The sequence below is a fragment of the Rhizobium acidisoli genome, from assembly GCF_002531755.2.
Lineage (GTDB): Bacteria > Pseudomonadota > Alphaproteobacteria > Rhizobiales > Rhizobiaceae > Rhizobium > Rhizobium acidisoli.
On sequence record NZ_CP034998.1, the window covers coordinates 3,996,744 to 4,020,525 of the forward strand.

Here is a 23,782-nt window from a genome sequence, read left to right on the forward strand (position 1 = left end):
TTTTGGGTCACAACTATCAAAGATTGCAATTTTCTCGTTTAGCCTCCGTCATCGGCTCGATTGCTTCAATCGGGCCGTTCTTTTTCTGCGCAGCCGACGAATCTGCGCTTTCTGACGGAACTTTCGCCATAATTTCATCCGAGCGAAGGGAGGCCTCAACGCCCGAGGCTTGCCAAAATGCAACGCCGCCACATTTAAGCAGAGTCTCGCTATGCAACCGATGCGTAAATCAGCTACAGCAAGGACTTGTATCGGCCGATTGTGCAGCGCGAGATCAGGGGTGGGCACCTGTTGAATTCCCCTTGCCACGGTCGGTGCCAATCTGCGGCGAACCGGCAAAATAGCGACATGATGCGGAGAAACAGACTGGAGAGCTTGACGACGTGGAAATCGCCCGCGCTTTCCAGTGATGCCCTCTTCGCGCCCCGGCGCTTCGCGCGTCGCCTGATGCTGCTTTCGGCCGTCGCACTGACGCTTAATGGCTGTCAAACGCTGATCGAGCAATCCTATCAGCCGAGCGTCTCGCCTTCTTCCAATCCGCAGATCGTCGACGAGGTGCAGAAGAACGACCCGCGCGCGGCGATGGGCGCCCGCGAACATCCGCGCATCGTCGCAAGCTACGGCGGCGAATACAAGGACGCCAAGACCGAGCGCCTCGTCGCCCGCATCGCCGGCGCGCTGACGGCGGTGTCTGAGAATCCGAGCCAGTCCTACCGCATCACCATCCTGAATTCACCGGCGATCAACGCCTTCGCGCTGCCAGGTGGTTATCTCTACGTCACCCGCGGCCTGCTCGCCCTTGCCAACGACGCCTCCGAAGTCGCCGCCGTGCTGTCGCACGAGATGGGCCATGTGACGGCAAACCACGGCATCGAGCGGCAGAAGCGCGAAGAGGCTGAGGTCATCGCCAGCCGCGTCGTCGCCGAGGTCCTTTCCAGCGATATCGCCGGCAAGCAGGCACTGGCCCGCGGCAAACTGCGCCTTGCCGCCTTCTCCCGCCAGCAGGAACTACAGGCCGATGTCATCGGCGTACGGATGCTCGGCGAAGCCGGCTACGACCCCTATTCCGCTGCCCGCTTTCTCGATTCCATGGCGGCGTACAGCCGCTTCATGTCGGTCGATCCCGAAGCCGACCAGAGCCTCGACTTCCTGTCGAGCCATCCGAATTCCGCCCAGCGCATCGAGCTTGCCCGCACCCATGCGCGGGCCTTCGGCCAGGAAGGGTCAGTCGGCGACAAGGGCCGCGACTATTATCTCGACGGCATAGACGGTCTGCTCTACGGCGATAGCCCTGAGGAAGGCTATGTGCGCGGCCAGACCTTCCTGCATGGAGGCCTCGGCATCCGCTTCGACGTGCCGCCGGACTTCCACATCGACAACAAGGTCGAAGCCGTGATGGCCACGGGCCCGAACGACATCGCCGTCCGCTTCGACGGCGTCGCCGACAATCAGAACCAGAGCCTCACCAACTATATTTCCAGCGGCTGGGTGACCGGCCTCGACCCGTCGACCATCCAGCCGGTTACCATCAACGGCATGGAAGCAGCCACAGCACGCGCAAGTGCGGATCGCTGGGATTTCGATGTCACCGTGATCCGCAACAATTCGCAGATCTTCCGTTTCCTGACCGCCGTGCCGAAAGGCAGCGACGCCCTCGAGCCGACCGCCAATGTCCTGCGCGCAAGTTTCCGGCGCATGACGCCGGCCGAGGCAGCCTCCCTGAAGCCGCTGCGCATCCGTGTCGTCACCGTCCGGCCGGGTGAAAACATCTCGACGCTCGCCGCCCGCATGATGGGCACCGACCGCAAGCTCGATCTCTTCAAACTTATCAATGCCTTGCCCACGGGTGCAGCCGTTTCACCCGGCGATCGCGTCAAGATCATCGCTGAATAAAAAAACCCGGCTTACGCCGGGCGAGTCAGTGCTGCTGGAGGGAACGAAGTTACCGCGCCGGGCGTCTTTCGACGCCCTCGGGACGCAGTAGAACTTTAAATCTAAGCATAGGCCGCCATATGCGGATCGGCGCTCACCAGCGCGCTGCGGAGCTTCTCCATCGCCCGGCTTTCGATCTGCCGCACACGCTCCTTGGAAATACCGAGATCGGCGCCGAGTTCTTCGAGCGTGGCACCGTCTTCCGCCAGACGCCGGGCGCTGATGATTTTCATCTCGCGTTCGTTGAGATGTTTCAGCGCCGAGGCGAGCCAGACGCGGCGGCGCTCGCCATCGATCATGTTGGAAACCTGCTCGTCCGGCAGGGGATCGTCGCTGACGAGGAAGTCCATCTTCTCCGCACTCTCGGCATCGCCGGAGACCGAAGGCGCCTGCAGCGAGGCGTCGTTGCCGGAAAGCCTGACATCCATCGTCTGCACATCGGCGAGGCTGACGCCGAGCGCCGCGGCGATTTCCTGGTGAATGGATTGCAGCGTCAGCTGTGTGTCGCCCTTGGCGAGCTTGGCGCGCAGACGACGAAGATTGAAGAACAGCGCCTTTTGCGCCGAGCTCGTGCCGCCGCGCACGATCGACCAGTTGCGCAGGATATAATCCTGGATCGAAGCCCTGATCCACCAGCTTGCATAGGTCGAAAAGCGCACGTCCCGTTCCGGCTCGAAGCGGGCGGCGGCCTCCAGCAGGCCGACATAGCCCTCCTGCACGAGATCGCTCATCGGCAGGCCGAAATTGCGGAACTTGCCCGCCATCGATATGACGAGCCGCATATGGGCCATGGCGATCTGGTTGCGCGCGCCGCGGTCGTCGTGATCCTTCCAGCGGATGGCGAGATCGTGCTCTTCCTGGCGGGCGAGATAGGGGGCGGCCATCGCGATCTTGATCATGCGCCGGTCTGCAGACATGTTCTTCATTTCGATCTCCTGAAACAGGCCTCTCGCCCTAAATGAACAATAAAACACACCTTCCGGAACATCGCTGTCCGGACTGAATGGGGTTCTGAATGCATAAAGGCCTCGCCCCTGGACTTTTCAGGGGGAGGCCCTATTTCTCATGATGTGCCGTTGAGACGGCCGGGCTGGACCTGTTTCTTCACGTTGCCGGATGGGCAATATTGAAAAGGCATGATCCGCTCCTCATCGAACATTGACGGAATAGCAGTTCGCCCGTCGAGGCACATTGCCCGACGAGCAGTCCGCAATTACGTGTGTTAAACGCGGCAGCCGTGAAAAAGTTCCAATAAAAAACCCGGCTTGCGCCGGGTTTTTTGATAGGAAAAACAGGATCGCCTTAGGCGGCTTCGTCCTGCGAATCGTCTTCTTCAATCGCCTTGCCGCGCTTCGGACCCTTGTTGAGATTGGTCTCGACGAGGCGGACGGCTTCGGTTTCCGACATCTTGTTGACGGCGGCGATTTCGCGCGCCATGCGGTCGAGTGCAGCCTCATAAAGCTGACGCTCGGAATAGGACTGTTCAGGCTGGTTTTCGGCACGATAGAGATCGCGCACGACTTCAGCGATGGAAATCAGGTCGCCGGAATTGATCTTGGCATCATATTCCTGGGCGCGGCGGGACCACATGGTGCGCTTGACGCGGGCCTTGCCCTGCACGACCTTCAATGCACGCTCGACGAAATCCGTTTCCGAAAGCTTGCGCATGCCGATGCTCATCGCCTTCGCGACCGGAACCTTCAGCCGCATCTTGTCCTTTTCGAAATCGATAACGAAAAGTTCGAGCTTCATGCCGGCAACTTCTTGCTCTTCGATAGCGGTGATGGTACCGACGCCGTGAGCGGGGTAGACGATCGATTCACCGGTCTTGAAGCCATGGCGTGCTGTGGAAGGCTTTTTCTGCTGAGTCGTCATTCTATTCAAAAACTCCCTGTTACGCTTCCGGCGGCGGCCGGAGCCGGGTCAGTCAGGCCCGGGTGAGACGGTAGAATCCGTCGGGTGACTTCACTCTGGTCCCATCGGGCAAAAGCAAAGAACTTCTTGCGCACGATCTTGGGACCCAGCGCTCAAAGCGTTGATATGTCACGGAAACCGCGTACGGATTTGGTTTTGCTTTCGTGATGGTTTTGGGCATGCGTCATGCCACAAATGGAACAGTAGACGAAACCTATCATAAAAATATGAGGAAATCAATAATTTGCTTCGCTTGAGTCATGCGGGCAACACATGTCACCCATATTCCTCACGCAGCTTTTAAAACGTTTTACCCCACGGCCGCCCCAATCCGGCGGCCGATTATGGCCGCCGTCTCAATCGCCGGAACCGGGTTTTTCCGAGAAATACTTCTCGAACTTTCCGGTCTCGCCATCCATCTCCTTGGCCTCCGGCAACGGATCCTTCTTCACCGTGATATTCGGCCAGATGGTGGCATATTCGGTGTTGATCTTCAGCCATTTGTCGAGGCCCGGCTCGGTATCCGGCTTGATCGCCTCGGCGGGACATTCAGGTTCGCAGACGCCGCAATCGATGCATTCGTCGGGATGGATGACGAGGAAATTCTCGCCCTCGTAGAAGCAGTCGACGGGGCAGACTTCCACGCAATCGGTGTATTTGCACTTGATGCAATTGTCGGTCACGACATAGGTCATGAAGAACTCCAGGATTCCATGCTGATGGGGGCCGGGCAACCTGGAACGTCGCGCCTATCCCCGTGCCGGAGGAAAAGCGTGGGCAGGCTTGGGAGGCAAGCACGCTTCCGGCAGGTTGTCAGTGACGTATCGGCTTTAACGCCGGATTTCAAGGATAAACGATCTGCAAAAGCCGCCGCCGCGGGCAGAGTTTTCTAATCCTCGTCCGACATCAGCCTGTCGATTGCGCGTCGTTCCTTTTTGGTCGGACGGCCGGTGCCGGTCGCCCGGATCGCCTGCTCGAAGGGGGTGAGGCGTTTTGCCTCATCGGGCGGCGGCGACAGGTCCTCGTAGAGCAGCCGGGCCTCCTCGTAAGGCCCCCGCCGCTCGCCGACGAGGCGGATGACGAGAACGACGTCGCGCCGCTCCAGCGTCAGCTCGATGCGGTCACCCGGCTTGACCATCTGGCTTGGATGATTGCAGCGCTCGCCGTTGACGCGCACATGGCCCGATTGGACATGGCTCTGCGCCAGCGAGCGTGACTTCACCATGCGCGCGAAGAACAGCCACTTGTCGATGCGCTGGCGCGAACCGCTTGTCGGCTGTGTCTCCCCGCTCATGATTACTTCTTCATCTGCTCCTTGAGAGCCGCGAGCTTGGCGAAAGGTGAATCCGGATCGATCGGCTTCTCCTTGCGCGGCGGCTTGGCCTCGAAGCGCAGCGGCTGCGAACCGCCGCGGTTGTTGTTGCGATCGTTGCGGTCATTGCGCTCGCCGCGATCCTTGCGGTCCTGCCGGTCGCCGCGCGGCTGGTCGCCTCGCGGCTGGTTGTTGCGGTCGCCTCTTGCCTGCTGCGGCCGGCCGCCATCGCGGCTGCCGCCGTCCTTGCCGCGGTTTTGGCGATTATTGTCGCGGCCTTCGCCGCCGCGATTGCCTTCGCCGCCTTCACCGCCGCCCGGCCGGCGATTGCGGTCGCCGCGTTCCTGGTTCTGACCGCGCTCCTGGCCCTGGCCGCCACGGCGTTCGCCATGCCCGCCGCGCGCCTGGCGCTGGTTGTCGTTGCGGCCGCCGAGACGCCACAGAAGAACCGGCTTCGGTTCCACCGGCTCGCCGGCTTCATGGGAAGCGGACACTGCTTCCTCAGCGGATGCTGCTTCCTCAGGCGCAGACGCCGCTTCAACGGGAGCAGAAGCCTCATCAGGAGCAGATGTCTCGACCGCTTCATCAGGAGCGGCGGTTTCCACCGCTTCCGCCACCGGCGTGTCGACATCAGCAGAAGCCGCCTCGGTCGCAGATGGCTCGGCGGCAGTTTCTTCCGTCGCGCCGTCGGCATCGTCGTGATCAGCCTTTTCGGCCGTCTCGTCGGCAGGCGTTTCCGTAGCCGTTGCCGGCACTGAGGCCGCATCCTGCGTCGCAAGATGTGCCGATGCCTCTTCCGCCTTCACGGCATCGGCGCGATAGCCGAGGCCCTTGAGGATTTCTTCCATGTCCTCGAGCGTCGCCCCGAGGATCGACAGCATCGCCGTCGTCGTCGTGAAGCGGCGGCCGTCATAGGCACCCTCCGGGCGGTTGCTCTGACCGGGCTTCCACTGCAGCAGCGGCCGGATGATATCGGCAAGCCGTTCGAGGATGTCGATGCGCACGGCACGCTTGCCGAGGAATCGGAAGCCGGCGAGCTTGTAGAACATCCGCTCGAAACTCGGGTCGGTAACGACCGAGGTGCGGCCGGCGGCAAGCACCGGAATGAGATCGCCGTAGCCCGGCTTGTCCAAACCGTCGTTCTTCAGCGCCCAGAGCAGCGTGATGAGCTCGGCCGGCGCCGGTTTCAGAAGTGCCGGAACGAAAATATGGTAAGCGCCGAAACGCACGCCGTAGCGGCGCATCGAGGCGCGGGCCTCCTGGTCGAGCGACTTGACCTCCTCGGTCACGTCGCGGCGAAACAGCACGCCGAGATTCTCGACGAGCTGGAAGGCCAGCCCCTTGGCCAGTCCCTGCAGGTCTTCGGCGCGCGACAGATCATCGAGCGGCTTCAGCACCGTGCTGATATGATGATTGACGAAGCGTTCGACACGGGCGGCGACATGATCGCGGGCATTGCCCGTCAACTGTTCGTCGGCCAGCAGAATCACCCGCGGACGCATGATGTGATCGCTGCCCGAAAGCCGCGCCACCGGGTCGCCGATCCAACGGATCAACCCATCCGAACCGATCGCCAGGTCGCTGTTGCCGGCGGCATGGATTCGCGCCGCGCGGGCCTCGAATTCGAGCGCGAGCGCTTTCTGCGACGCAGCCTGAACCGCCTTGGCATCCGGTCCGTCCGTTCCCGCCACCGGCGTGAAACGGAATCCGCTCAATTGCCCTACATGATGTCCTTCAACGAAGACATCGCCATTCACACTGATTTCAGCTTCCAGCATCGCATTCTCTCTCAGGCGCTTCATGAGCACAGATGTCCTGCGATCAACAAAGCGTTTCGTCAACCTTTCATGTAACGCGTCGGACAATCGATCTTCGATTTCCCGCGTCTTTTCCTGCCAGTGTGTCGGATCGGCAAGCCAACCAGGCCGATTCGAAACATAGGTCCAGGTTCTTATCTGCGCGATTCGCGCCGAAAGCGTGTCAATTTCCCCATCTGTCCGATCGGAGCGATGAACCTGTTCCGCGAGAAACTGCTCGTTCACCGTGCCATAGCGCACGAGATCGGAAAAGAGGGTCGAGATAAGATCGGCATGTTGTGCCGGGGTGATACGCCGATAGTCGGGAAGCGCGCAAGCCTCCCAGAGTTTTTCGACCCGGGCCGGCCTGTCGGCAAGGTTGATCACCTCGGGATAACGCGAAAGCTGTTCCAGCGCCTGCTGGTCGACCGCAGGCAGCGCCCGCGTCAACCCCGCCACGCGCGGTCCCGCCTCGAGGCTGGCGCGCAACGCTTGGATCGAGGAGAAGTCCATCTCGGTGGTGCGCCACTGCAAAACCTTGACGTTGTCGAATTGGTGGCTCTCGATGCGCTGCACCAGTTCCTCGTCGAAGGGCGAAACCTGCCCGGTGACGCCGAAGGTACCGTCGCGGACGTGCCGCCCGGCGCGCCCGGCGATCTGGCCGAGTTCGCCCGGATTGAGATTGCGGAACTGGTAGCCGTCAAATTTCCGGTCCTGGGCGAAGGCGACGTGATCGACATCGAGGTTGAGGCCCATGCCGATCGCATCGGTCGCCACCAGATATTCGACATCGCCCGCCTGATAAAGCGCCACCTGCGCGTTGCGGGTGCGCGGGCTGAGCGCGCCGAGCACGACAGCCGCGCCGCCGCGCTGCCGGCGGATGAGCTCGGCGATGGCATAGACCTCGTCGGCCGAGAAGGCGACGATGGCCGAGCGCTGCGGCAGCCGGGTGATCTTCTTCTGCCCGGCATAGAAAAGATGCGAAAGCCGCGGCCGCTCGACGATCGTGATGCCGGGCAGGAGCTGCTGCAGGATCGGCTGCATGGTCGCCGCGCCAAGCAGCAGCGTTTCCTCACGGCCGCGAAGATGCAGGATGCGGTCGGTGAAGATATGGCCGCGCTCGAGATCGCCGGCGAGCTGCACCTCGTCGATGGCGACGAAGGCGGCCTTGGTTTCACGCGGCATCGCCTCGACGGTGCAGACCGAAAAACGCGCATTGGGCGGCGAAATCTTTTCCTCGCCGGTGACCAGCGCCACATTCTGCGCGCCCACCTTCTCCACCACCCGCGTATAGACCTCGCGCGCCAGCAGCCGAAGCGGCAGGCCGATCACGCCGGTCCCGTGCGCGACCATGCGCTCGATGGCATAATGGGTCTTACCGGTATTGGTCGGCCCAAGCACCGCGGTCACACCGCGCCCGCTCAGAATCATCGGCTGCGAAGTCAGAGTCATGGTCCATGCAAATGAGGCGGGCAGCCCCCAGGAAAACAGTGCTTCCGCGACGGAAGCCAGAGAACACATGGACAGCCGCCGCCGCAAACGCAAGGGCAGATTTCAAAATGCTGCCGGGATTACGACCTTTGCGAGTCACGTGGGACGCCCGCATCTGCGATTCGGAACAGCGTGAGAACGAATCAGCGACGAATCGCTGACTCCCGGTGATTCAGCTTTTGTTCACGGCTAAGTATTGATTTTGAATCACTTTTTCCCACTAGATGCTGAATCGACGGACTCCCTCCGCCTGGCATTTTCGTCGCCGCCATCAGCGAATCCGGCAAGTGGCGAACAATCGAAAATTGCGCCCGAAATTAACCTGTCGACCAAAGCCGGAACGAATCGGCGACGAATCGCTGACCGCATCGTTTTCGCCTTTCGTTCACGGCCACATCTGGTGGCGAAACTCGGTCCATGCGCTAGATGCGGATCGTCGACCGGCTTGCCCGTTCCGCCTTGTCCCATCGGCATTAATCTTTCGGAAGCCGGATTCATATCCCGTTAAGCCGGGATGGTCGCTGGCGGCGCGCCGATCAAATACGGAACGAATCGCTGACGAATCGGCGACATCGGGACCTTCTCGCTTTGTTCACCGCAACATATTGTATTTAAACGCCTTTTTAACCATACGGGCAGGTTTCCGATAGGGCGGGGGTCCGGGCGCGTCACATTTCCTGGCTTAACCGGGAACAAAAATCGCCAATGCGTGTTTCTGGTCCATTCAAATTGCGGATGAAATGAAGGAAACACACCATGCTTGGCACAATACTTCTTGTTATCCTCATTCTGCTCTTGATCGGAGCCTTGCCGAATTGGGGTTATAGCCGTGGCTGGGGCTATGGACCTTCTGGCGGTTTGGGGCTAGTTCTCGTGATTATCATTATCCTTGTACTCATGGGCCGCATCTAAAGGCCAACAAACCTGGGGAGTTACGACATGATGAAGAAGATTGTTCTTATTGGTGCGCTCGTCGGCGCTCTGGCATCCTGCACAGCGACCGAGCAAGGCACGGCGATCGGCGCCGGCACCGGTGCGGTCATCGGCGGTGTGGTCACCAACAGCTGGGGTGGTGCCGCCGTCGGCGCCGTTGCCGGTGGTCTGACCGGCGCTCTCATCGGCCAGTCGGTCGAGCGCCGCGGCTACTGCGTCTATCGCGACCGCTACGGCCGCCGCTACGAGGCTCGTTGCCGCTAATCGGCGAGAAACATATCGGACTTCCCAACGGGCGCTTCGGCGCCCGTTTTTCTTTGCTCCCGCCTCCGTCAACGCGGCGTTGACGATCGGTCGCCAAAGCCAAACCTACCAGCCTTCATCAGGCAGGCGCATATTTCCTTCATGAGCGCAGTGGGCAGGCGAAGCCGCCCGGCGCATCTGAAAGGAACGCTTCCATGGGTCAGATTTTCCTGAATTCCGCCGTCGCCATTCTCATCGGCTTGGCTTTCCTGACAACCGCGATCTCAGCGCTTCGCGGCGAGGATCGCTCGCCGCAGCGCGTGCCGGTCAAGATTCCGCCACGGCGTCACCAAAAGGCCGGCGACCGTTCCTGATGCCCGCACGGAGAGCATCCATACAAAAAGCGATAGCGCGTCCCGCGGGACGCGCTATCGCTTTCAAGTCGATTGCAATTATCGGGGCAGGTTAGACGAAGAACTGCCCGCCATTGGCGGTTAGCGTCGAACCGGTGATGAAGCCGGCATCGTCAGAGGCGAGGAAGGTAACGCAACGCGCGATTTCCTCAGGCTCGCCGAGACGACCGACGGGAATCTGCGGAATGATGCGTTCGTTCAGCACCTTCTCCGGCACGGCAAGCACCATCTCGGTTCCGATGTAACCGGGGCAAATGGCGTTGACGGTGATGTTCTTCGCCGCCCCTTCCTGGGCCAGCGCCTTGGTGAAGCCGAGATCGCCGGCTTTTGCCGCCGAATAGTTCGCCTGACCCATCTGGCCCTTCTGGCCGTTGATCGACGAGATATTGACAATGCGGCCGAAGCTGCGGTCGCGCATACCGGTCCAGACCTGATGCGTCATGTTGAACAGGCCGGTGAGGTTGGTATTGATCACCTCGTGCCATTGCTGCGGCGTCATCTTGTGGAACATGGCGTCGCGGGTGATGCCGGCATTGTTGACGAGCACTTCGACCGGCCCGATCTCACTCTCGATCCGGGCGATCCCCTCGCCGCAGGCGGCGTAATCCGAAACATCCCATTTGAATACCGGCACGCCGGTGGCGTCGTGGAAGGCTTTGGCCTTCTCGTCGTTGCCGGCATAATTGGCGGCAACCCTGTAACCGGCGTTTTTCAGCGCCACGGATATGGCCGCACCAATGCCGCGCGTACCCCCGGTGACCACAGCCACTCTGCTCATGTTCCGCTCCCCTTTTGTTTTCGCCCCGCCGTGGCGGGATTTTTCAATCAATGACGGATCGTATGCTGTTTAAAGTGCTTCGAAGCACATGGCGACACCCATGCCGCCGCCGATGCAAAGCGTAGCAAGCCCCTTCTTGGCGCCGCGGCGCTTCATTTCGAACAACAGCGTGTTGAGAACGCGCGCGCCGGAAGCGCCGATCGGATGGCCGATCGCGATCGCCCCGCCGTTGACGTTGACGATCGCCGGATCCCATCCGAGATCCTTGGTGACGGCGCAGGCCTGCGCCGCAAAAGCCTCGTTGGCTTCGACGAGATCGAGATCGCCGACCGACCAGCCGGCCCTTTCGAGCGCCTTGCGGGATGCCGGGATCGGGCCGGTCCCCATGATCTGCGGATCGACGCCCGCCGTTGCCCAGGAAACGATGCGGGCGAGCGGCTGGATGCCGCGCCGGACGGCTTCTGCTTCGCTCATCAGCACCGCAGCAGCGGCACCGTCGTTGAGGCCGGAGGCATTCGCGGCCGTCACCGTGCCCTCCTTATCGAAGGCCGGGCGCAGCTTGCCCATCGCCTCCAGCGTGGCGCCGTGGCGGATATATTCGTCGGCATCGACCGTAACGTCGCCCTTACGCGTCTGGATGATGTAGGGGATGATCTCGTCGGCAAAGCGGCCGGCCTTCTGCGCCGCCTCCGCCTTGTTCTGCGAGGCGACGGCGAACTGATCCTGCTCGTCGCGCGAAAGCTGCCACTGACGGGCGATATTCTCGGCGGTGATGCCCATGTGGTAGCCGTGGAAGGCATCGGTCAGGCCGTCCTTGATCATCGTGTCGACCATCTTGGCGTCGCCCATCTTGACGCCGCCGCGCAGGTGCATGGCATGCGGCGCCATCGACATGGATTCCTGGCCGCCGGCAACGATGATCTTGGCGTCGCCGGTGGCGATCTGCTGCATGCCGAGCGCGACGGCGCGCAGACCCGAACCGCAGAGCTGGTTGACGCCCCAGGCCGTCGCCTCCTTCGGAATGCCGGCTTTTATCGCCGCCTGGCGCGCCGGGTTCTGGCCCTCGCCGGCAGAGAGCACCTGACCGAGGATCACCTCATCCACTTCGCCGGCATCGACGCCGGCGCGCGCGAGCGCACCCTTGATCACGGCCGCGCCGAGCTCATGCGCGGGAACCGTTGCGAAAGCGCCGTTGAACGAGCCGACGGCCGTTCGACCTGCACTGGCGATGACGATGGATGAACTGCTCATGGTGACGCTCCTCGTTTTCGTCTCACTTACATAAGAGGAAACTGGCAAAGCTTGGAGCGCAAGTCAAACGCGAAGACCGGTCACGGTCATTTTTCGGCACGAACGCGAAAGCCCGAATTCATCTGCTCTGTGAAAGGTTTGCCGCATCGCACAAAGAGATTGTCACCGGCCTTCTTTTGCGTTTACAGTCTGAAGTGGAGGAATATCCATAGTTCAGACGGGGGTCCAGGAGACTGATATGGCGAAGCATGAGGGTCAGATAGTCATCAAGAAATACGCCAATCGCCGGCTATACAATACGGGCACCAGCACCTACGTCACGCTGGAAGACCTGGCGGAGATGGTGAAGAAGGGCGAGGAATTTACCGTCCAGGATGCAAAAAGCGGAGATGACATCACTCATTCGGTGCTGACCCAGATCATCTTCGAGCAGGAATCGAAGACCGGCAACACGCTTCTCCCGATCTCCTTCCTGCGCCAGCTCATCACCTATTACGGCGACCAGATGCAGATGGTCGTGCCGAGCTTTCTCGAACATTCGATGCGCGCCTTCAGCGAACAGCAGTCCCAGATGCGAGAGCAGGTGAACCGCGCCTTCGGCGAAACACCGCTCGGCAAGAACCTGCAACTGCCGATGCAGATGGTCGAGGACCAGGTTCGCCGCAACACCGAGCTGTTTCAGCAGGCGATGCAGATGTTCTCGCCCTTCATGACGCCGCCGGCCAAGGAAAGCCGCAAGGCCGAGGCCAAGGATATCGATGAGCTGAAGGAACAGCTCCGCGCCCTTCAGAACAAGCTCGACAACCTATAATCCGATCGAGACATCCCGCCCGGCGCTCCGGATCGACACGGCAAACCCGCCGATCACATCGATCAGAGCGATCGTCATCAAAATGAAGAAGACCTGCGTCGCAGCATCCCGGACGAGCAGAAACTCGACCAGGAAGGCGATGAAAACCAGCATCGACAATATGTGGTTGATGAGGTTGCCGGGACCCGTTCTGGTCGCTTTCAGGATTTCGAAGAACAGCACGACAAGCGCTATGACGATGAACAGATCGCCGAGCGCCATGCTCCAGATGGCGCCTGATATCATCGACAATACGATGACGTCATGCTGCAGCGCCGGGATACCGCCCTCGCCCATCAGGCCGAGCATCGCCAGATTGTAGAGAACGAACGGGATAATCATCAGCGGCATTGCGGCTATCATCGGCAATCTCCTTAGAGCATGATGCCGAAAAGTGTGAGCGGTTTTCGGGCGACATCATGCTCTAACTCTTTAATTTAGAACAGGATTCATATTTTAGGCCAACCGGGCCTAAAATCATCCTGTTCTAGCGGCTGGAAGAATACTGCCGCAAAGCATTGCCCCACCGCAAGACATAGCAAATATTATATCGCCGAATATGAAAAGGCCGGCGTGACGCCGGCCTTAAAACTTTCGATCGGACAAGCCGAATCGGAAATTATGCGCTTTCCTTCGGCGTCAGAACCTGGCGGCCGCGATACATGCCGGTCTTCAGGTCGATGTGATGCGGGCGGCGCAGTTCGCCGGAGTTCTTGTCTTCGACATAGGTCGGAGCCTTCAGCGCATCAGCCGAACGGCGCATGCCGCGCTTGGACGGGCTTGTTTTTCTCTTCGGTACAGCCATTTCTCTTACTCCACTTGCGGGCAAAACATTCCCACGGCCAGACTGGCGGCCGAAACGGACATGTCGCGATTTCGGAAATTTTGCGCGCTTATACATGCAAGGGGCGGGCTTGACCAGTCCCCATGCATATTTTTTGACACGCCGATGATTCCCACCTCAGACTTCGTCTTCCGGCACGACCCAAGGCTCGACGCGCGCCGCCTCTTCCCACTTGCGCCAGGCCGGATGCGCCTTCATGGTCTGCATATAGGCGAGCGTATCGCTTCTGTCGACCAGATCATAGATCTCGAACCGGTTGACGACGGGCGCAAACATCGCATCCGCGGCCCCGAACGCGCCGAAGAGAAACGGCCCGCCGGATTGCTGCAGGAGATCCCGCCAGATCGTCTCGATGCGGCTGATATCGGTATCGACACCATCCGGCAGCGCGATCCTGGCCTTCGGCCGGCGGATATTCATCGGGCAGGCGCTGCGCAGAGCCCGGAAGCTCGAGAGCATTTCCATCGAAACCGACCGGGCGAGCGAGCGCTCAGCGCGATCGGCAGGCAGAAGACCGGCGTCCGGATAAAGCTCGGCGGCATATTCGATGATCGCCAGCGATTCCCAGATCTTCAACGCGCCATGCTGCAGAAGCGGCACTCGCCCGGTCGGCGATACGGCCTTGATATTGGGATTGCCGGCCGCGTCGTCGAAGGGGATCAGGACCTCCTCGAAATCGATGCCGACGCCCGTCAGCGCCATCCAGGGCCGGAAAGACCAGGAGGAATAGTTTTTGTTGGCGATATAGAGCGTCAGCCTATCCATGGGCTTCTCCCGTTCAGGTGTCGAAATGGAAAATCAGCACTTCGTGGAAATGGTTCATGTCCTCGAAGACGCAGAATGCCGGTGGCGTCAGCTCGAAAACAGGGGCCTTGCGGCGGATATCCTCGGCAACGTGATCAAGCATCGCCTGCCAGCGCGGCAAGGCTTCGTCCTCCAGCCGCTCGATCGCATAGGCAAAGGTCATGTGAAACTTGTAGTCGTCATGGTTCGGCTGGCGGTAGCCGAGGAGATCGGCAAAGGCGTCGCGCCAGGCGCGCATGACCTTACGGTCGTTCTCCGTCGCCCCGTCGAGGAGCAGGCCTGACGGGCGCGCTTCGACCACGGCGACATGGAAGGGGTCAGCCATCGAAAAACCTTCGAGCCGCGCCGCCATCAGTTCGGTCATGTCGCCGATCGGCGTCTCGATCGGAAGATCGCCCGGCCAGCAATCTTGCCGGCGCCTGGTCTCGATGACGCCTTCGAAAAGCGTCATGTGAAGGCTTGATATCGGCGTGAAGAGGAACTGCTGGACCTCCGGCATCGCCAGATATTTCTCCCGTGCCTCGATCAGCACCGTCTGCGTCCGCGACCCCTTCTCGGCATGGCAGACGATGGTGTTGCCGGCCTCGGGCAAAAAGCCGCCAACCTTGTGATAACGGCTGCCGAGATGGGTGGGCGGGTTCGGATTGTGCGTCTTCGAATAGAGGAGAAGCTCGGGAGAAAACATCGTAGCGGTCATGGGCGACTCGAGGGTTCTGATTGGACTGCACCGCCCATATGGCAGAACCAAGAATGTCAGATGACGCCTGGTCCTTCTAACGAGAAGTTCTGATCTCACTCATAGATGCATTTGATGTAATCGCCGGAACCCTGTGCCCGTCTCTCGATTACGCCGGCAAGCCGGCGAAGGCCGCGGCCTGGTTTGCCGGCATTGCGGTCGATCGGGTTCGGCAGCGACACAGCAAGCAGCGATGCCTGGCGCCGCGTCAGCTTCGAGGCCGGCACCTTGAAATGATGCTGCGCCGCCGCCTCGATGCCGTAAATGCCCGGACCCCATTCGGCGATGTTGAGATAGATTTCCATCAGCCGCCGTTTCGACAGGACGAAATCCGTGGAAACGGCGAGCGGAAGCTCCATCGCCTTGCGCACGAAGGAGCGGCTGTTCCAGAGAAAGAGGTTCTTCGCCGTCTGCATCGGGATGGTGCTGCCGCCGCGCGTTGCCTGGCCCTTCAGCGTATCTTCGACCAGCATGCGCATTTCCGCCCAGTCGACACCGCCGTGAAAACAATATTGCCCGTCTTCGGACATCATCACCGACTGCACCAGAACCGGTGCGATCTCGTCAAGCGACACCCATCTGCGGTCATAACCGCGCAGCAGTACGAGATCGCGCAGCATCAGCGTCGAGACCGGGTGAATGAAAGGCAGCACGTAGAAAAAGATCAGCGCGTAAGGAAGGATCACCAGCGCCAGCACGGCAAGCACGATGCGTTTCAACACGCGCCGGTCTCCGAACCATTGCCGACGAGCCGGCATGTCGGCGATGTCCTCTCTCTCCGGCGCTATATCCAAAGTCCCCAACCCGATTTCGCTCCTGTCGTTCTCATAACGCCTGTAGGCCGCTTATGCCAGAGTGCGTGGCGAATCTTGCCGCGCCATCGACAATTCCGTTGCAAGCCCGGGGGCGCTCATGCCAAACAGCGCCCATGGATGCGAACCGGGACACTTTCGAGACGAGGCTGAAGAACAACGCCCGCGAGATCGAGGCGCTGCTCGATGCATTGCTTTTACCGAACGCCCTTTCCGACGAAATCGCCAGGCCCGAGACGCTGCGCAGCGCCATGCACTATGCCGTGCTGAACGGCGGCAAGCGGCTGCGCCCGTTCCTGGTGGTCGAAAGCGCCGCCCTTCTCGGCGGCGATGACGAGGCCGCACGCCGCGTCGGCGCCGCACTCGAATGCGTCCACTGTTATTCGCTCGTGCATGACGATCTGCCCGCCATGGACGACGATGATCTCCGCCGCGGCAAACCGACTGTTCATATCAAGTTCGATGAAGCCACCGCGATCCTCGCCGGCGACAGCCTGCTGACCTACGCCTTCGACATCATCGCCGCGCCGGAAACGGCGCTTGCCGACACGAGCAAGGCATCGCTGGTGCTGGCGCTTGCCCGCGCCGCCGGTCTCGGCGGCATGGCCGGCGGCCAAGCGCTCGATCTCGCGGCGGAGAAGCAGGCTCCTGATGAGGCCGGCATCATCCGCCTGCAGGCGATGAAAACCGGCGCGCTGATCCGCTTCGCCTGCGAAGCCGGCGCCCTCATCGCGGCAAGCCCGCCGGAAGATCGGCGCCGCCTGCGTGCTTTCGGCGAAAAGATCGGCCTTGCCTTTCAGCTCGCCGACGACATTCTCGACCTGACCTCGGACACTGCAACCATGGGCAAGGCGACCGGCAAGGATGCGGCCCGCGGTAAGGGAACGCTCGTGGCGCTGCATGGCATCGAATGGGCCGAGGAGCAGCTCCGCCAGCATGTCCGCGATGCCGAGGCGCTGCTGGCCCCCTACGGCGCCCGCGCCTCGACCCTGATCGCCGCGGCGCATTTCATCGCCGACCGGAAGAGCTGAAGCGTCACTCAGGCTGCCAGTATTTCCTTGAGAGCGGAAACCAGACGGGCGCACTCCTCGTTCGTGCCGATGCTGATGCGCAGGAAATCCGAAATGCGCGGCTTGGCGAAATGCCGAACGAGAACACCTCGCTCCCGCAGAGCGGCTTGCAGCGCGGCACCCGACCGGCTTTCATGCCGTGCGAAAACGAAATTCGCCTGAGACGGCAGCACTTCGAATTCCAGCGCTTCGAGGTCCCGGACGAGACCGTCCCGGCTGGCGATGAGCTTCGTCCGGCATGCCTCGAACCACGCCTCGTCCTTGATCGCCGCCGTTGCGGCAACCTGCGCCAGGCGATCGAGCGGATAGGAATTGAAGCTGTCCTTGACGCGCACCAGCGCCTCGATCAGCTCCCGCTGCCCAAGCGCGAAACCGACGCGCAGGCCGGCAAAGGAGCGGGATTTCGACAAGGTCTGAACGACAAGCAGGTTGGGATATTTGGAAATGAGCGGGATGGCACTGTCACCGCCGAAATCGACATAGGCCTCGTCGATCACCACGACCGCGTCCGGATGGGTGGCGACAAGCGCCTCTATGTCGGCAAGCGGCAAGCCGATGCCGGTCGGCGCATTCGGATTGGGGATGATGATCGCCCCGCACGGCCTGTCGTAATCCGCCAGCCGGATCTGGAACGTATCATCGACCGGCGCTTCGATCGCTTCGATGTCGTATAGCAGGCTATAAGTCGGATAGAAGCTGTAGCTTATGTCGGGATAGAGAAGCGGCAGTTCATGTTTCAGCAGCGCCTGAAACGCATGGGCGAGGACCTCGTCTGAGCCGTTGCCGACGAAGACTTCATCCGCCGTCAGGCCGTGACGGGCAGCGATCGTCTCGCGCAATTCCGTCGCCGCCGGATCGGGATAGAGCCGCAGACGATCATCCGCCGCTTGGCCGATCGCTTCCAGCGCCGCTGGAGACGGGCCGTAGGGGTTCTCGTTGGTGTTGAGCTTGACCAGACCGGGGATACGGGGTTGCTCCCCGGCGACATAGGGTCGGAGCTTGCTGACGATATCAGACCAGTAGCGGCTCATGCGAATTCGCCGACCTTCATTCCGCCGCCGTCCGCTGGCCGAAACGCTTCTCGATATAGTCGACGACGAGCGCCTCGAAGTCGGCAGCGATATTGGGACCGCGCAATGTCAGCGCCTTCTTCCCGTCGATGAAGACCGGGGCTGCCGGCGTCTCGCCGGTGCCGGGAAGCGAAATGCCGATATCGGCATGTTTGCTTTCGCCCGGTCCGTTGACGATGCAGCCCATGACGGCAACATTCAGCGCCTCGACGCCCGGATATTTCTCGCGCCAGACCGGCATGTTCTTGCGGATGTCGTTCTGGATGTTCTGGGCAAGCTCCTGGAACACTGTCGACGTCGTGCGTCCGCAGCCAGGACAGGCGGCAACGACAGGAATGAACTGGCGGAAGCCCATGACCTGCAGGATTTCCTGCGCTACCTGAACTTCGCGCGTGCGGTCGCCGTTCGGCTCCGGCGTCAGCGATACGCGGATCGTATCGCCGATGCCGTGCTGGAGCACGAAACCCATCGCCGCCGATGAGGCGACGATGCCCTTGGTGCCCATGCCGGCTTCGGTCAGGCCGAGATGAAGCGCATGATTGGAGCGTTCGGCAAGCATGGAATTGACGGCGATCAGGTCCTGGACCTGGCTGACCTTGGCCGACAGGATGATGCGGTTGCGCGGCAGGCCGATCTCTTCGGCAAGGGCTGCCGAAAGGAGCGCCGATTGCACGATCGCCTCGCGTGTTACCTGCCGGGCCGAAAGCGGCGAACCGGCTCTAGCATTCTCATCCATCAGCGCCGTCAAGAGATCCTGATCGAGCGAACCCCAGTTGACGCCGATGCGCACCGGCTTGTCGTAGCGGATCGCCATCTCGATGATCTCGGCGAACTGCTTGTCCTTCTTGTCCTTGAAGCCGACATTGCCGGGATTGATGCGGTATTTCGCGAGCGCTGCGGCACAATCAGGGTGATCGGCAAGCAGTTTGTGGCCGATATAATGGAAGTCGCCGATCAATGGCACGTCCATGCCGAGCCGCAACAGCCGCTCGCGGATCTTGGGCACGGCGGCCGCACTCTCGTCACGGTCGACGGTGATGCGTACCAGCTCCGAGCCCGCCCGGTGGAGAGCGGCGACCTGGGCGACGGTCGAATCGATATCGGCCGTGTCAGTGTTCGTCATCGATTGCACGACCACCGGCGCCCCGCCGCCGACGATGACGCCGCCGACATCGACGGCAACGGACGCGCGGCGCGGTTTCGGATCAAAATCGGCAGTTGGAGACATTAAGAGTTTCCTGCACCCCTGAAAACAGTGCCTTTCAGGTGGATCATGACTGCTTTCTTGTCAACCGCTCCCGATATCACTTTTGTTGGGAGGCGGCTTAATGGCCGCCGCCGGAGACTCCATCGGCATAACGGGCCAGTTTGGAGAACAGCAAAACCACGAGCAGCAGCGCCGGCAGCGCCATGAAGACCGCCGCAAAGCCGACATGCTCGGCGACGAAGCCGATCAGCGATGGCGCAACCAGCATGCCGGAATAGCCCATGGTGGTGACGACCGAGATGCCGATGCCGGGCTTGAGACCGGGAATGTTACCCGCCGCCGAGAAGGCGATCGGCACCATGTTGGAAATGCCGATGCCGCAAAAGGCAAAGCCCAGAATGGCGATCTCGGCATTGGGCGCCAGACCTGCAAGCAGCATGCCGACGATGGCAAACACCGTGCAGATCCGCAGCGTTTTGACGCCGCCGAGACGATCGCGCACCAGGTCGCCGGCAAAACGCATGATGGCCATCGTCGCTGAAAAGGCTGCAAAACCAAGGCCGGAGAGCGCCACGGAGGCATCCATTTCCTGGCGGAGATAGAGTGCGCCCCAGTCCAGAACCGCACCCTCAGGCACCATGGAGAATAAGGCCATCAATCCGAGCAGCCACGGCAGCGGCACCATCGGCAGCCTGGTCTTTTCCTTCTTGGCATCGGGATGCGGCGGATCGGCCAGGATCATCGGCCAGGCGATCGCGAGGAAGATGGCCGCCAGCACCGTCGCCAGTTCGGCATGGCCGAGAATGCCGAGCTTGGAAATCACGATGCCGCCGAGACCCGAGCCGATCAGTCCGCCAAGGCTCCAGAAAGCGTGGCAGGACGACATGATGGAGCGGCGCATGGATTTTTCGACCGACACCGCATTGGCATTCATCGCCACATCCATGGCGCCGATAAAACCGCCGAACAGGAAGAGCGAGATTGCCCCGGTGATCACATTCGGCGCGAGCGTCAATGCCAAGAGCAGCGGCAACACGCAGACAGCCAGCAACTGGACGACGATACGCGAGCCGTGTTTGGCAATCTGCGCCCCGGCGATCGGCATCATCACCAGCGAGCCGACGCCGAAGACAAGGATCATCAGCCCAAGCTCGAACTTGGAGAGTGCCAGCCGCTCGGCAAAATCCGGGATCTTCGGTGCCCAGCAGCCGACGACGAAGCCGTTCATGAGAAAGAGCAGGGAAACCGCCGCCCTGCTTCGGGTGATGAAGCCGCTTCGAGCTGACGGCGGCGCATTCACATGACTATCCATTTCTCGGTCTTTCCTCATTGCCGGGCTTGCACGCCCGGCTTCCCTAAACTCGATGACGAGAGTCTCAGTTCGTTTTCTCGGCGACGACAGTCCTGCATCCGCGCGCGCGGTAATCGGCGAGAATGGCCGGATCGGCATCGTGCTCGACGACCAGGCATTCGCAATGGGCAACCGGCAGAATGCCATGGGGGGCTGCAGTGCCGAATTTCTCCGAGGTTGCCGCCACCAATACCTTTTTGCTTCGCGACGCCGCATAGCGCTTGAACTCGGCATCTTCGAAACCGAATACAGTGATGCCGGCCTCAAGATCGACGCCGCAGGCGCCGAGAATGCAGAGATCGGGCGAAATCTGCTCCATATCCCGCAAGGCTTTGGCACCGAGCGAGCCGCCCGTCTGCCGGTCCACCATTCCGCCGATCAGGATGACGTTGACGGAAGGCTTGTCGATCAGCGCTGCGGCGATCGCCGGCGCATTTGTCGCAGCCGTCAGCGCAAGTTCATCCGGCAGTGCATTGGCAATCGCCAGATTGGTGCTGCCAGCATCGAAGAATACGGTCGAACCGGCGGCAATCTGCTGTGTTGCAGCGCGCGCCAGCGCCTGTTTCCGGTCCACGGCAAAACCGATCCGCTGCGTCAGGCTTCCACGCGCCGGCGAGATCGGCAATGCGCCGCCGTAAACCCGCTCGCAGAGCCCTGCCGCGGCCATCTCGCGCAGATCGCGCCGCACCGTATCTTCGGAGACGCCGAATTCGAGCGCAAGTTCCGTCGCCAGCACGCGGCCATTCAGCCGCAGCCTGTCGGAAATCACACCCTGGCGCTCGCGCAACAAGAAATCCTGCATGTTTTTACCGGATTGAAAACCTTAGAAACTAGAAACGTGCATAAACGCTTATGATCCGGCGCACAATATGCACAAACACACATTTCCTGACGCTGTGAAACAAAGCTCCACAAATCAGAGCGAAAGATCGCCTATTGACCGGTCAAGAGGCCGGGAATATCGATCGACCATTCCCCACTTCCCCGCCGGCTTTCTGCCAACTGGTGCGCTCCCGTGAAAAACTCCGTCAGCCTGGGCATCCTGCTCACGAGCCTCGCCTATATGGCGTTCACCTTCCATGATGCGATCATCAAGATCCTGACCTCAAGCATTCCGGTCTGGCAGATCCTGTTTTTCCGCAGTCTCACCATCCTTACCGGCTGTCTCGCCTTTGGCCGCGGCAAGCTCGTCCGCCAGACGATGCGATCGCCGATCATCAAGCCGATGATCGCCCGCAGCATCCTTCTTCTCTGTGCCTGGCTTTCCTATTATTCCGCCGCAAGCCGCCTGCAGCTGGCCGAAGTGACGACGCTCTATTACGCAGCACCGATCGTCGGCACCGTGCTTGCATGGCTCATCCTGAAGGAAGAGGTCACGCCTGCGCGCCGGCTTGCCGTCGGCGTCGGCTTCGTCGGCGTGCTGATTGCCTGCAACCCCATCGGCCTCACCATTTCTTGGCCGGTCTACCTGGCACTGCAGGCAGCCGTTCTCTGGGCCTCAGCCATGGTGCTGCTGCGCAAGACCTCGCTGCACGAGAAGACCATCATCCAGCTTACCGTCTCCAACGTCTTTTTCCTTGTGATGACCGGCATTGCCGTTCTCTACACCTGGAAGACCCCCGATATGACGCAGCTGTTGCTTCTCATTGCCACCGGCGTCGTCGCCGGCGGCGCGCAGTTCGCGCTCTTCGAGGGCATGCGGCAGGCGCCGGTCTCCGTGCTTGCGCCATTCGAATATACATCCCTCGTCTGGGCCTTCCTCCTGGGTTATCTGATATGGGCCGATATCCCCACGCCCAATGTCGTCTTCGGCGCGGCCATGATCCTCGCCGCCGGACTGATTATCATCGTCAGCGAAAAGCTGCGCCGCCGCATCGCGGCGTGATGCCTGTTTCTGCAGGATTCACGGCTGAGACGGCCGCTTGAGAAAAATATTTGCAGTTGCTGCTTTTATTCGCAGTTTTTTACGCTTCCGGCGCCCTAAATTTCTGCGAACTATCCCTCATCCGATGACAACCTCCCAAGGATGGATAAAACAATGAACTGGTTGAAAACCGTCGCCGCTGCCGCCCTCATTCAGGCTGCTGCCCTCCTGCCCGCCCATGCCGGCGAAAACCTCGCCGCCATCAAATCGGCCGGCGTCTTCAAGATCGGCACCGAAGGCACCTATGCGCCCTTCACCTATCATGACGAAAGCGGCAAGCTCGTCGGCTTCGACGTCGAGATCGGCGAAGCGATCGCTGCCAAGCTCGGCGTCAAGGCCGAGTTCGTCGAAGGCAAGTGGGATGGCCTGATCGCCGGCCTCGACGCCAAGCGCTACGACACCGTCATCAACCAGGTCGGCATCACCGAGGCCCGCAAGCAGAAATATGATTTCTCCGAACCCTATATCGCCTCCAAGGCCGTGCTGATCGTCCGCGACGGCGACGACAGCATCAAGACCTTCGCCGACTTGAAGGGCAAGAAATCCGCCCAGTCGCTGACCAGCAACTTCGGCAAGATCGCAACCGAAGCCGGCGCCGAACTCGTCGGCACCGACGGTTTCGACCAGTCGATCCAGCTTGTGCTGACCAAGCGCGCCGACGCGACGATCAACGACAGCCTCTCCTTCCTCGATTTCAAGAAGCACAAGCCGGACGCGCCGGTGAAGATCGCCGCCGAGCAGGAAAATGCCGATTATTCCGGCGTCATCATCCGCAAGAACGAACCGGAGCTTCTTGCCGAAATCAACAAGGCGCTCGCCGACATCAAGGCCGACGGCACCTACAAGAAGATCGCCGACAAGTATTTCGGCCAGGACGTCTCGAAGTAAGCTCCACTCGGGAAAAAGTCCCCTCCCCAACCCCTCCCCACAAGGGGGAGGGGCTTTGGCCGGGGCATCGCCTCATCTCAAAATAGACGTTTCGACTTGCAGTTCGGTCGCTCGTTCATGCCACGCGGGAGCCGGATTAAGTCCCTCCCCCTTGTGGGGAGGG

Annotated in this window: 24 protein-coding genes; 8 read left to right on the forward strand and 16 right to left on the reverse strand. The window is 61.0% G+C overall.

The window, feature by feature from the left end; all coding sequences use genetic code 11:
- The first annotated feature begins 348 nt into the window (after nt 1–348).
- Entirely contained in the window at nt 349–1,893 is a 1,545-nt protein-coding gene (locus CO657_RS19505) for a M48 family metalloprotease (RefSeq protein WP_003589661.1), read from the forward strand.
- Nucleotides 1,894–1,994: 101 nt separating this feature from the next.
- On the opposite strand, the gene CO657_RS19510 is transcribed toward CO657_RS19505, so the two are convergent.
- The 5 genes from CO657_RS19510 to CO657_RS19530 form a co-directional block, all read right to left on the reverse strand.
- A complete protein-coding gene (locus CO657_RS19510) occupies nt 1,995–2,858 on the reverse strand; it encodes an RNA polymerase factor sigma-32 (RefSeq protein ID WP_054182352.1) in 864 nt (287 codons plus the stop codon).
- Between the two features lie 376 nt (nt 2,859–3,234).
- Entirely contained in the window at nt 3,235–3,807 is a 573-nt protein-coding gene (locus tag CO657_RS19515; RefSeq protein ID WP_003543775.1) for a CarD family transcriptional regulator, read from the reverse strand.
- A gap of 395 nt (nt 3,808–4,202) precedes the next feature.
- Nucleotides 4,203–4,541: a ferredoxin FdxA gene (gene fdxA, locus CO657_RS19520; RefSeq protein ID WP_003567552.1), complete on the reverse strand. Its 339-nt coding sequence runs from the start codon at nt 4,539–4,541 to the stop codon at nt 4,203–4,205.
- 194 nt (nt 4,542–4,735) lie between these two features.
- Nucleotides 4,736–5,140: an RNA-binding S4 domain-containing protein gene (locus tag CO657_RS19525; protein ID WP_054182351.1), complete on the reverse strand. Its 405-nt coding sequence runs from the start codon at nt 5,138–5,140 to the stop codon at nt 4,736–4,738.
- Nucleotides 5,141–5,142: 2 nt separating this feature from the next.
- Entirely contained in the window at nt 5,143–8,406 is a 3,264-nt protein-coding gene (locus tag CO657_RS19530) for a helicase-related protein (protein WP_054182519.1), read from the reverse strand.
- Nucleotides 8,407–9,201: 795 nt separating this feature from the next.
- On the opposite strand from CO657_RS19530, the gene CO657_RS19535 reads away from it, so the two are divergent.
- The 3 genes from CO657_RS19535 (at nt 9,202) to CO657_RS36810 (ending at nt 9,995) form a co-directional block, all read left to right on the forward strand.
- Nucleotides 9,202–9,357, forward strand: a complete 156-nt coding sequence (locus CO657_RS19535) for a DUF3309 family protein (RefSeq protein ID WP_003543790.1) — start codon at nt 9,202–9,204, stop codon at nt 9,355–9,357.
- 27 nt (nt 9,358–9,384) lie between these two features.
- Nucleotides 9,385–9,642: a YMGG-like glycine zipper-containing protein gene (locus CO657_RS19540; protein ID WP_003589657.1), complete on the forward strand. Its 258-nt coding sequence runs from the start codon at nt 9,385–9,387 to the stop codon at nt 9,640–9,642.
- A gap of 194 nt (nt 9,643–9,836) precedes the next feature.
- On the forward strand, nt 9,837–9,995 hold the full coding sequence (locus CO657_RS36810; protein WP_003589655.1) for a hypothetical protein: 159 nt from the start codon (nt 9,837–9,839) through the stop codon (nt 9,993–9,995).
- 91 nt (nt 9,996–10,086) lie between these two features.
- Here the strand turns inward: CO657_RS36810 and phbB are convergent, their stop codons facing one another.
- Both phbB and CO657_RS19550 read right to left on the reverse strand, forming a co-directional pair.
- Complete coding sequence (gene phbB / locus CO657_RS19545; protein ID WP_012559314.1) at nt 10,087–10,812, reverse strand: beta-ketoacyl-ACP reductase; 726 nt, start codon at nt 10,810–10,812, stop codon at nt 10,087–10,089.
- A gap of 69 nt (nt 10,813–10,881) precedes the next feature.
- Entirely contained in the window at nt 10,882–12,063 is a 1,182-nt protein-coding gene (locus CO657_RS19550) for an acetyl-CoA C-acetyltransferase (protein ID WP_054182350.1), read from the reverse strand.
- A 238-nt stretch (nt 12,064–12,301) separates the two neighbouring features.
- Here CO657_RS19550 and phaR point away from each other — a divergent pair, with 238 nt between their 5' ends.
- Entirely contained in the window at nt 12,302–12,874 is a 573-nt protein-coding gene (gene phaR, locus CO657_RS19555; RefSeq protein ID WP_003583046.1) for a polyhydroxyalkanoate synthesis repressor PhaR, read from the forward strand.
- Here the strand turns inward: phaR and CO657_RS19560 are convergent.
- The 5 genes from CO657_RS19560 to mtgA form a co-directional block, all read right to left on the reverse strand.
- On the reverse strand, nt 12,869–13,276 hold the full coding sequence (locus tag CO657_RS19560) for a hypothetical protein (protein ID WP_003589652.1): 408 nt from the start codon (nt 13,274–13,276) through the stop codon (nt 12,869–12,871). The genes phaR and CO657_RS19560 overlap by 6 nt on opposite strands.
- Nucleotides 13,277–13,532: 256 nt before the next feature.
- Entirely contained in the window at nt 13,533–13,718 is a 186-nt protein-coding gene (rpmF, locus tag CO657_RS19565) for a 50S ribosomal protein L32 (protein ID WP_003543812.1), read from the reverse strand.
- Between the two features lie 156 nt (nt 13,719–13,874).
- A complete protein-coding gene (locus CO657_RS19570; RefSeq protein ID WP_012559316.1) occupies nt 13,875–14,522 on the reverse strand; it encodes a glutathione S-transferase family protein in 648 nt (215 codons plus the stop codon).
- A 13-nt stretch (nt 14,523–14,535) separates the two neighbouring features.
- Complete coding sequence (locus CO657_RS19575) at nt 14,536–15,258, reverse strand: DUF1868 domain-containing protein (protein ID WP_012559317.1); 723 nt, start codon at nt 15,256–15,258, stop codon at nt 14,536–14,538.
- Between the two features lie 95 nt (nt 15,259–15,353).
- Nucleotides 15,354–16,091: a monofunctional biosynthetic peptidoglycan transglycosylase gene (mtgA, locus tag CO657_RS19580; RefSeq protein ID WP_037073415.1), complete on the reverse strand. Its 738-nt coding sequence runs from the start codon at nt 16,089–16,091 to the stop codon at nt 15,354–15,356.
- 134 nt (nt 16,092–16,225) lie between these two features.
- Here mtgA and CO657_RS19585 point away from each other — a divergent pair, with 134 nt between their 5' ends.
- A complete protein-coding gene (locus CO657_RS19585) occupies nt 16,226–17,140 on the forward strand; it encodes a polyprenyl synthetase family protein (protein WP_012559319.1) in 915 nt (304 codons plus the stop codon).
- 8 nt (nt 17,141–17,148) lie between these two features.
- On the opposite strand, the gene hisC is transcribed toward CO657_RS19585, so the two are convergent.
- The 4 genes from hisC to CO657_RS19605 all read right to left on the reverse strand — a co-directional run bounded on the left by hisC (nt 17,149) and on the right by CO657_RS19605 (nt 21,609).
- Entirely contained in the window at nt 17,149–18,210 is a 1,062-nt protein-coding gene (gene hisC, locus CO657_RS19590; protein WP_054182349.1) for a histidinol-phosphate transaminase, read from the reverse strand.
- Between the two features lie 16 nt (nt 18,211–18,226).
- The gene (ispG, locus tag CO657_RS19595; protein ID WP_054182348.1) at nt 18,227–19,477 is read right to left on the reverse strand and encodes a flavodoxin-dependent (E)-4-hydroxy-3-methylbut-2-enyl-diphosphate synthase; all 1,251 of its coding nucleotides are present in this window, start codon (nt 19,475–19,477) and stop codon (nt 18,227–18,229) included.
- Between the two features lie 97 nt (nt 19,478–19,574).
- A complete protein-coding gene (locus tag CO657_RS19600; protein ID WP_012559322.1) occupies nt 19,575–20,768 on the reverse strand; it encodes an MFS transporter in 1,194 nt (397 codons plus the stop codon).
- A 64-nt stretch (nt 20,769–20,832) separates the two neighbouring features.
- Nucleotides 20,833–21,609, reverse strand: a complete 777-nt coding sequence (locus CO657_RS19605) for a DeoR/GlpR family DNA-binding transcription regulator (protein ID WP_054182347.1) — start codon at nt 21,607–21,609, stop codon at nt 20,833–20,835.
- A 213-nt stretch (nt 21,610–21,822) separates the two neighbouring features.
- Here CO657_RS19605 and CO657_RS19610 point away from each other — a divergent pair, with 213 nt between their 5' ends.
- Together CO657_RS19610 and CO657_RS19615 are read left to right on the forward strand one after the other, a co-directional pair.
- Complete coding sequence (locus CO657_RS19610; protein ID WP_054182346.1) at nt 21,823–22,692, forward strand: DMT family transporter; 870 nt, start codon at nt 21,823–21,825, stop codon at nt 22,690–22,692.
- Between the two features lie 153 nt (nt 22,693–22,845).
- Nucleotides 22,846–23,619, forward strand: coding sequence for an amino acid ABC transporter substrate-binding protein (locus tag CO657_RS19615; protein ID WP_003589640.1), 774 nt, complete (start codon nt 22,846–22,848; stop codon nt 23,617–23,619).
- The last annotated feature ends 163 nt before the right edge of the window (nt 23,620–23,782 follow it).

What these genes read in the sequence shown, in the direction of transcription:
- CO657_RS19505 (WP_003589661.1), top strand. Translation starts at nt 349, where the DNA reads ATGATGCGGAGAAACAGACTGGAGAGCTTGACGACGTGGAAATCGCCC.
- CO657_RS19510 (WP_054182352.1), bottom strand. Translation starts at nt 2,858, where the DNA reads ATGAAGAACATGTCTGCAGACCGGCGCATGATCAAGATCGCGATGGCC.
- CO657_RS19515 (WP_003543775.1), bottom strand. Translation starts at nt 3,807, where the DNA reads ATGACGACTCAGCAGAAAAAGCCTTCCACAGCACGCCATGGCTTCAAG.
- fdxA (WP_003567552.1), bottom strand. Translation starts at nt 4,541, where the DNA reads ATGACCTATGTCGTGACCGACAATTGCATCAAGTGCAAATACACCGAT.
- CO657_RS19525 (WP_054182351.1), bottom strand. Translation starts at nt 5,140, where the DNA reads ATGAGCGGGGAGACACAGCCGACAAGCGGTTCGCGCCAGCGCATCGAC.
- CO657_RS19530 (WP_054182519.1), bottom strand. Translation starts at nt 8,406, where the DNA reads ATGACTCTGACTTCGCAGCCGATGATTCTGAGCGGGCGCGGTGTGACC.
- CO657_RS19535 (WP_003543790.1), top strand. Translation starts at nt 9,202, where the DNA reads ATGCTTGGCACAATACTTCTTGTTATCCTCATTCTGCTCTTGATCGGA.
- CO657_RS19540 (WP_003589657.1), top strand. Translation starts at nt 9,385, where the DNA reads ATGATGAAGAAGATTGTTCTTATTGGTGCGCTCGTCGGCGCTCTGGCA.
- CO657_RS36810 (WP_003589655.1), top strand. Translation starts at nt 9,837, where the DNA reads ATGGGTCAGATTTTCCTGAATTCCGCCGTCGCCATTCTCATCGGCTTG.
- phbB (WP_012559314.1), bottom strand. Translation starts at nt 10,812, where the DNA reads ATGAGCAGAGTGGCTGTGGTCACCGGGGGTACGCGCGGCATTGGTGCG.
- CO657_RS19550 (WP_054182350.1), bottom strand. Translation starts at nt 12,063, where the DNA reads ATGAGCAGTTCATCCATCGTCATCGCCAGTGCAGGTCGAACGGCCGTC.
- phaR (WP_003583046.1), top strand. Translation starts at nt 12,302, where the DNA reads ATGGCGAAGCATGAGGGTCAGATAGTCATCAAGAAATACGCCAATCGC.
- CO657_RS19560 (WP_003589652.1), bottom strand. Translation starts at nt 13,276, where the DNA reads ATGATAGCCGCAATGCCGCTGATGATTATCCCGTTCGTTCTCTACAAT.
- rpmF (WP_003543812.1), bottom strand. Translation starts at nt 13,718, where the DNA reads ATGGCTGTACCGAAGAGAAAAACAAGCCCGTCCAAGCGCGGCATGCGC.
- CO657_RS19570 (WP_012559316.1), bottom strand. Translation starts at nt 14,522, where the DNA reads ATGGATAGGCTGACGCTCTATATCGCCAACAAAAACTATTCCTCCTGG.
- CO657_RS19575 (WP_012559317.1), bottom strand. Translation starts at nt 15,258, where the DNA reads ATGACCGCTACGATGTTTTCTCCCGAGCTTCTCCTCTATTCGAAGACG.
- CO657_RS19585 (WP_012559319.1), top strand. Translation starts at nt 16,226, where the DNA reads ATGGATGCGAACCGGGACACTTTCGAGACGAGGCTGAAGAACAACGCC.
- hisC (WP_054182349.1), bottom strand. Translation starts at nt 18,210, where the DNA reads ATGAGCCGCTACTGGTCTGATATCGTCAGCAAGCTCCGACCCTATGTC.
- ispG (WP_054182348.1), bottom strand. Translation starts at nt 19,477, where the DNA reads ATGTCTCCAACTGCCGATTTTGATCCGAAACCGCGCCGCGCGTCCGTT.
- CO657_RS19600 (WP_012559322.1), bottom strand. Translation starts at nt 20,768, where the DNA reads ATGGATAGTCATGTGAATGCGCCGCCGTCAGCTCGAAGCGGCTTCATC.
- CO657_RS19605 (WP_054182347.1), bottom strand. Translation starts at nt 21,609, where the DNA reads ATGCAGGATTTCTTGTTGCGCGAGCGCCAGGGTGTGATTTCCGACAGG.
- CO657_RS19615 (WP_003589640.1), top strand. Translation starts at nt 22,846, where the DNA reads ATGAACTGGTTGAAAACCGTCGCCGCTGCCGCCCTCATTCAGGCTGCT.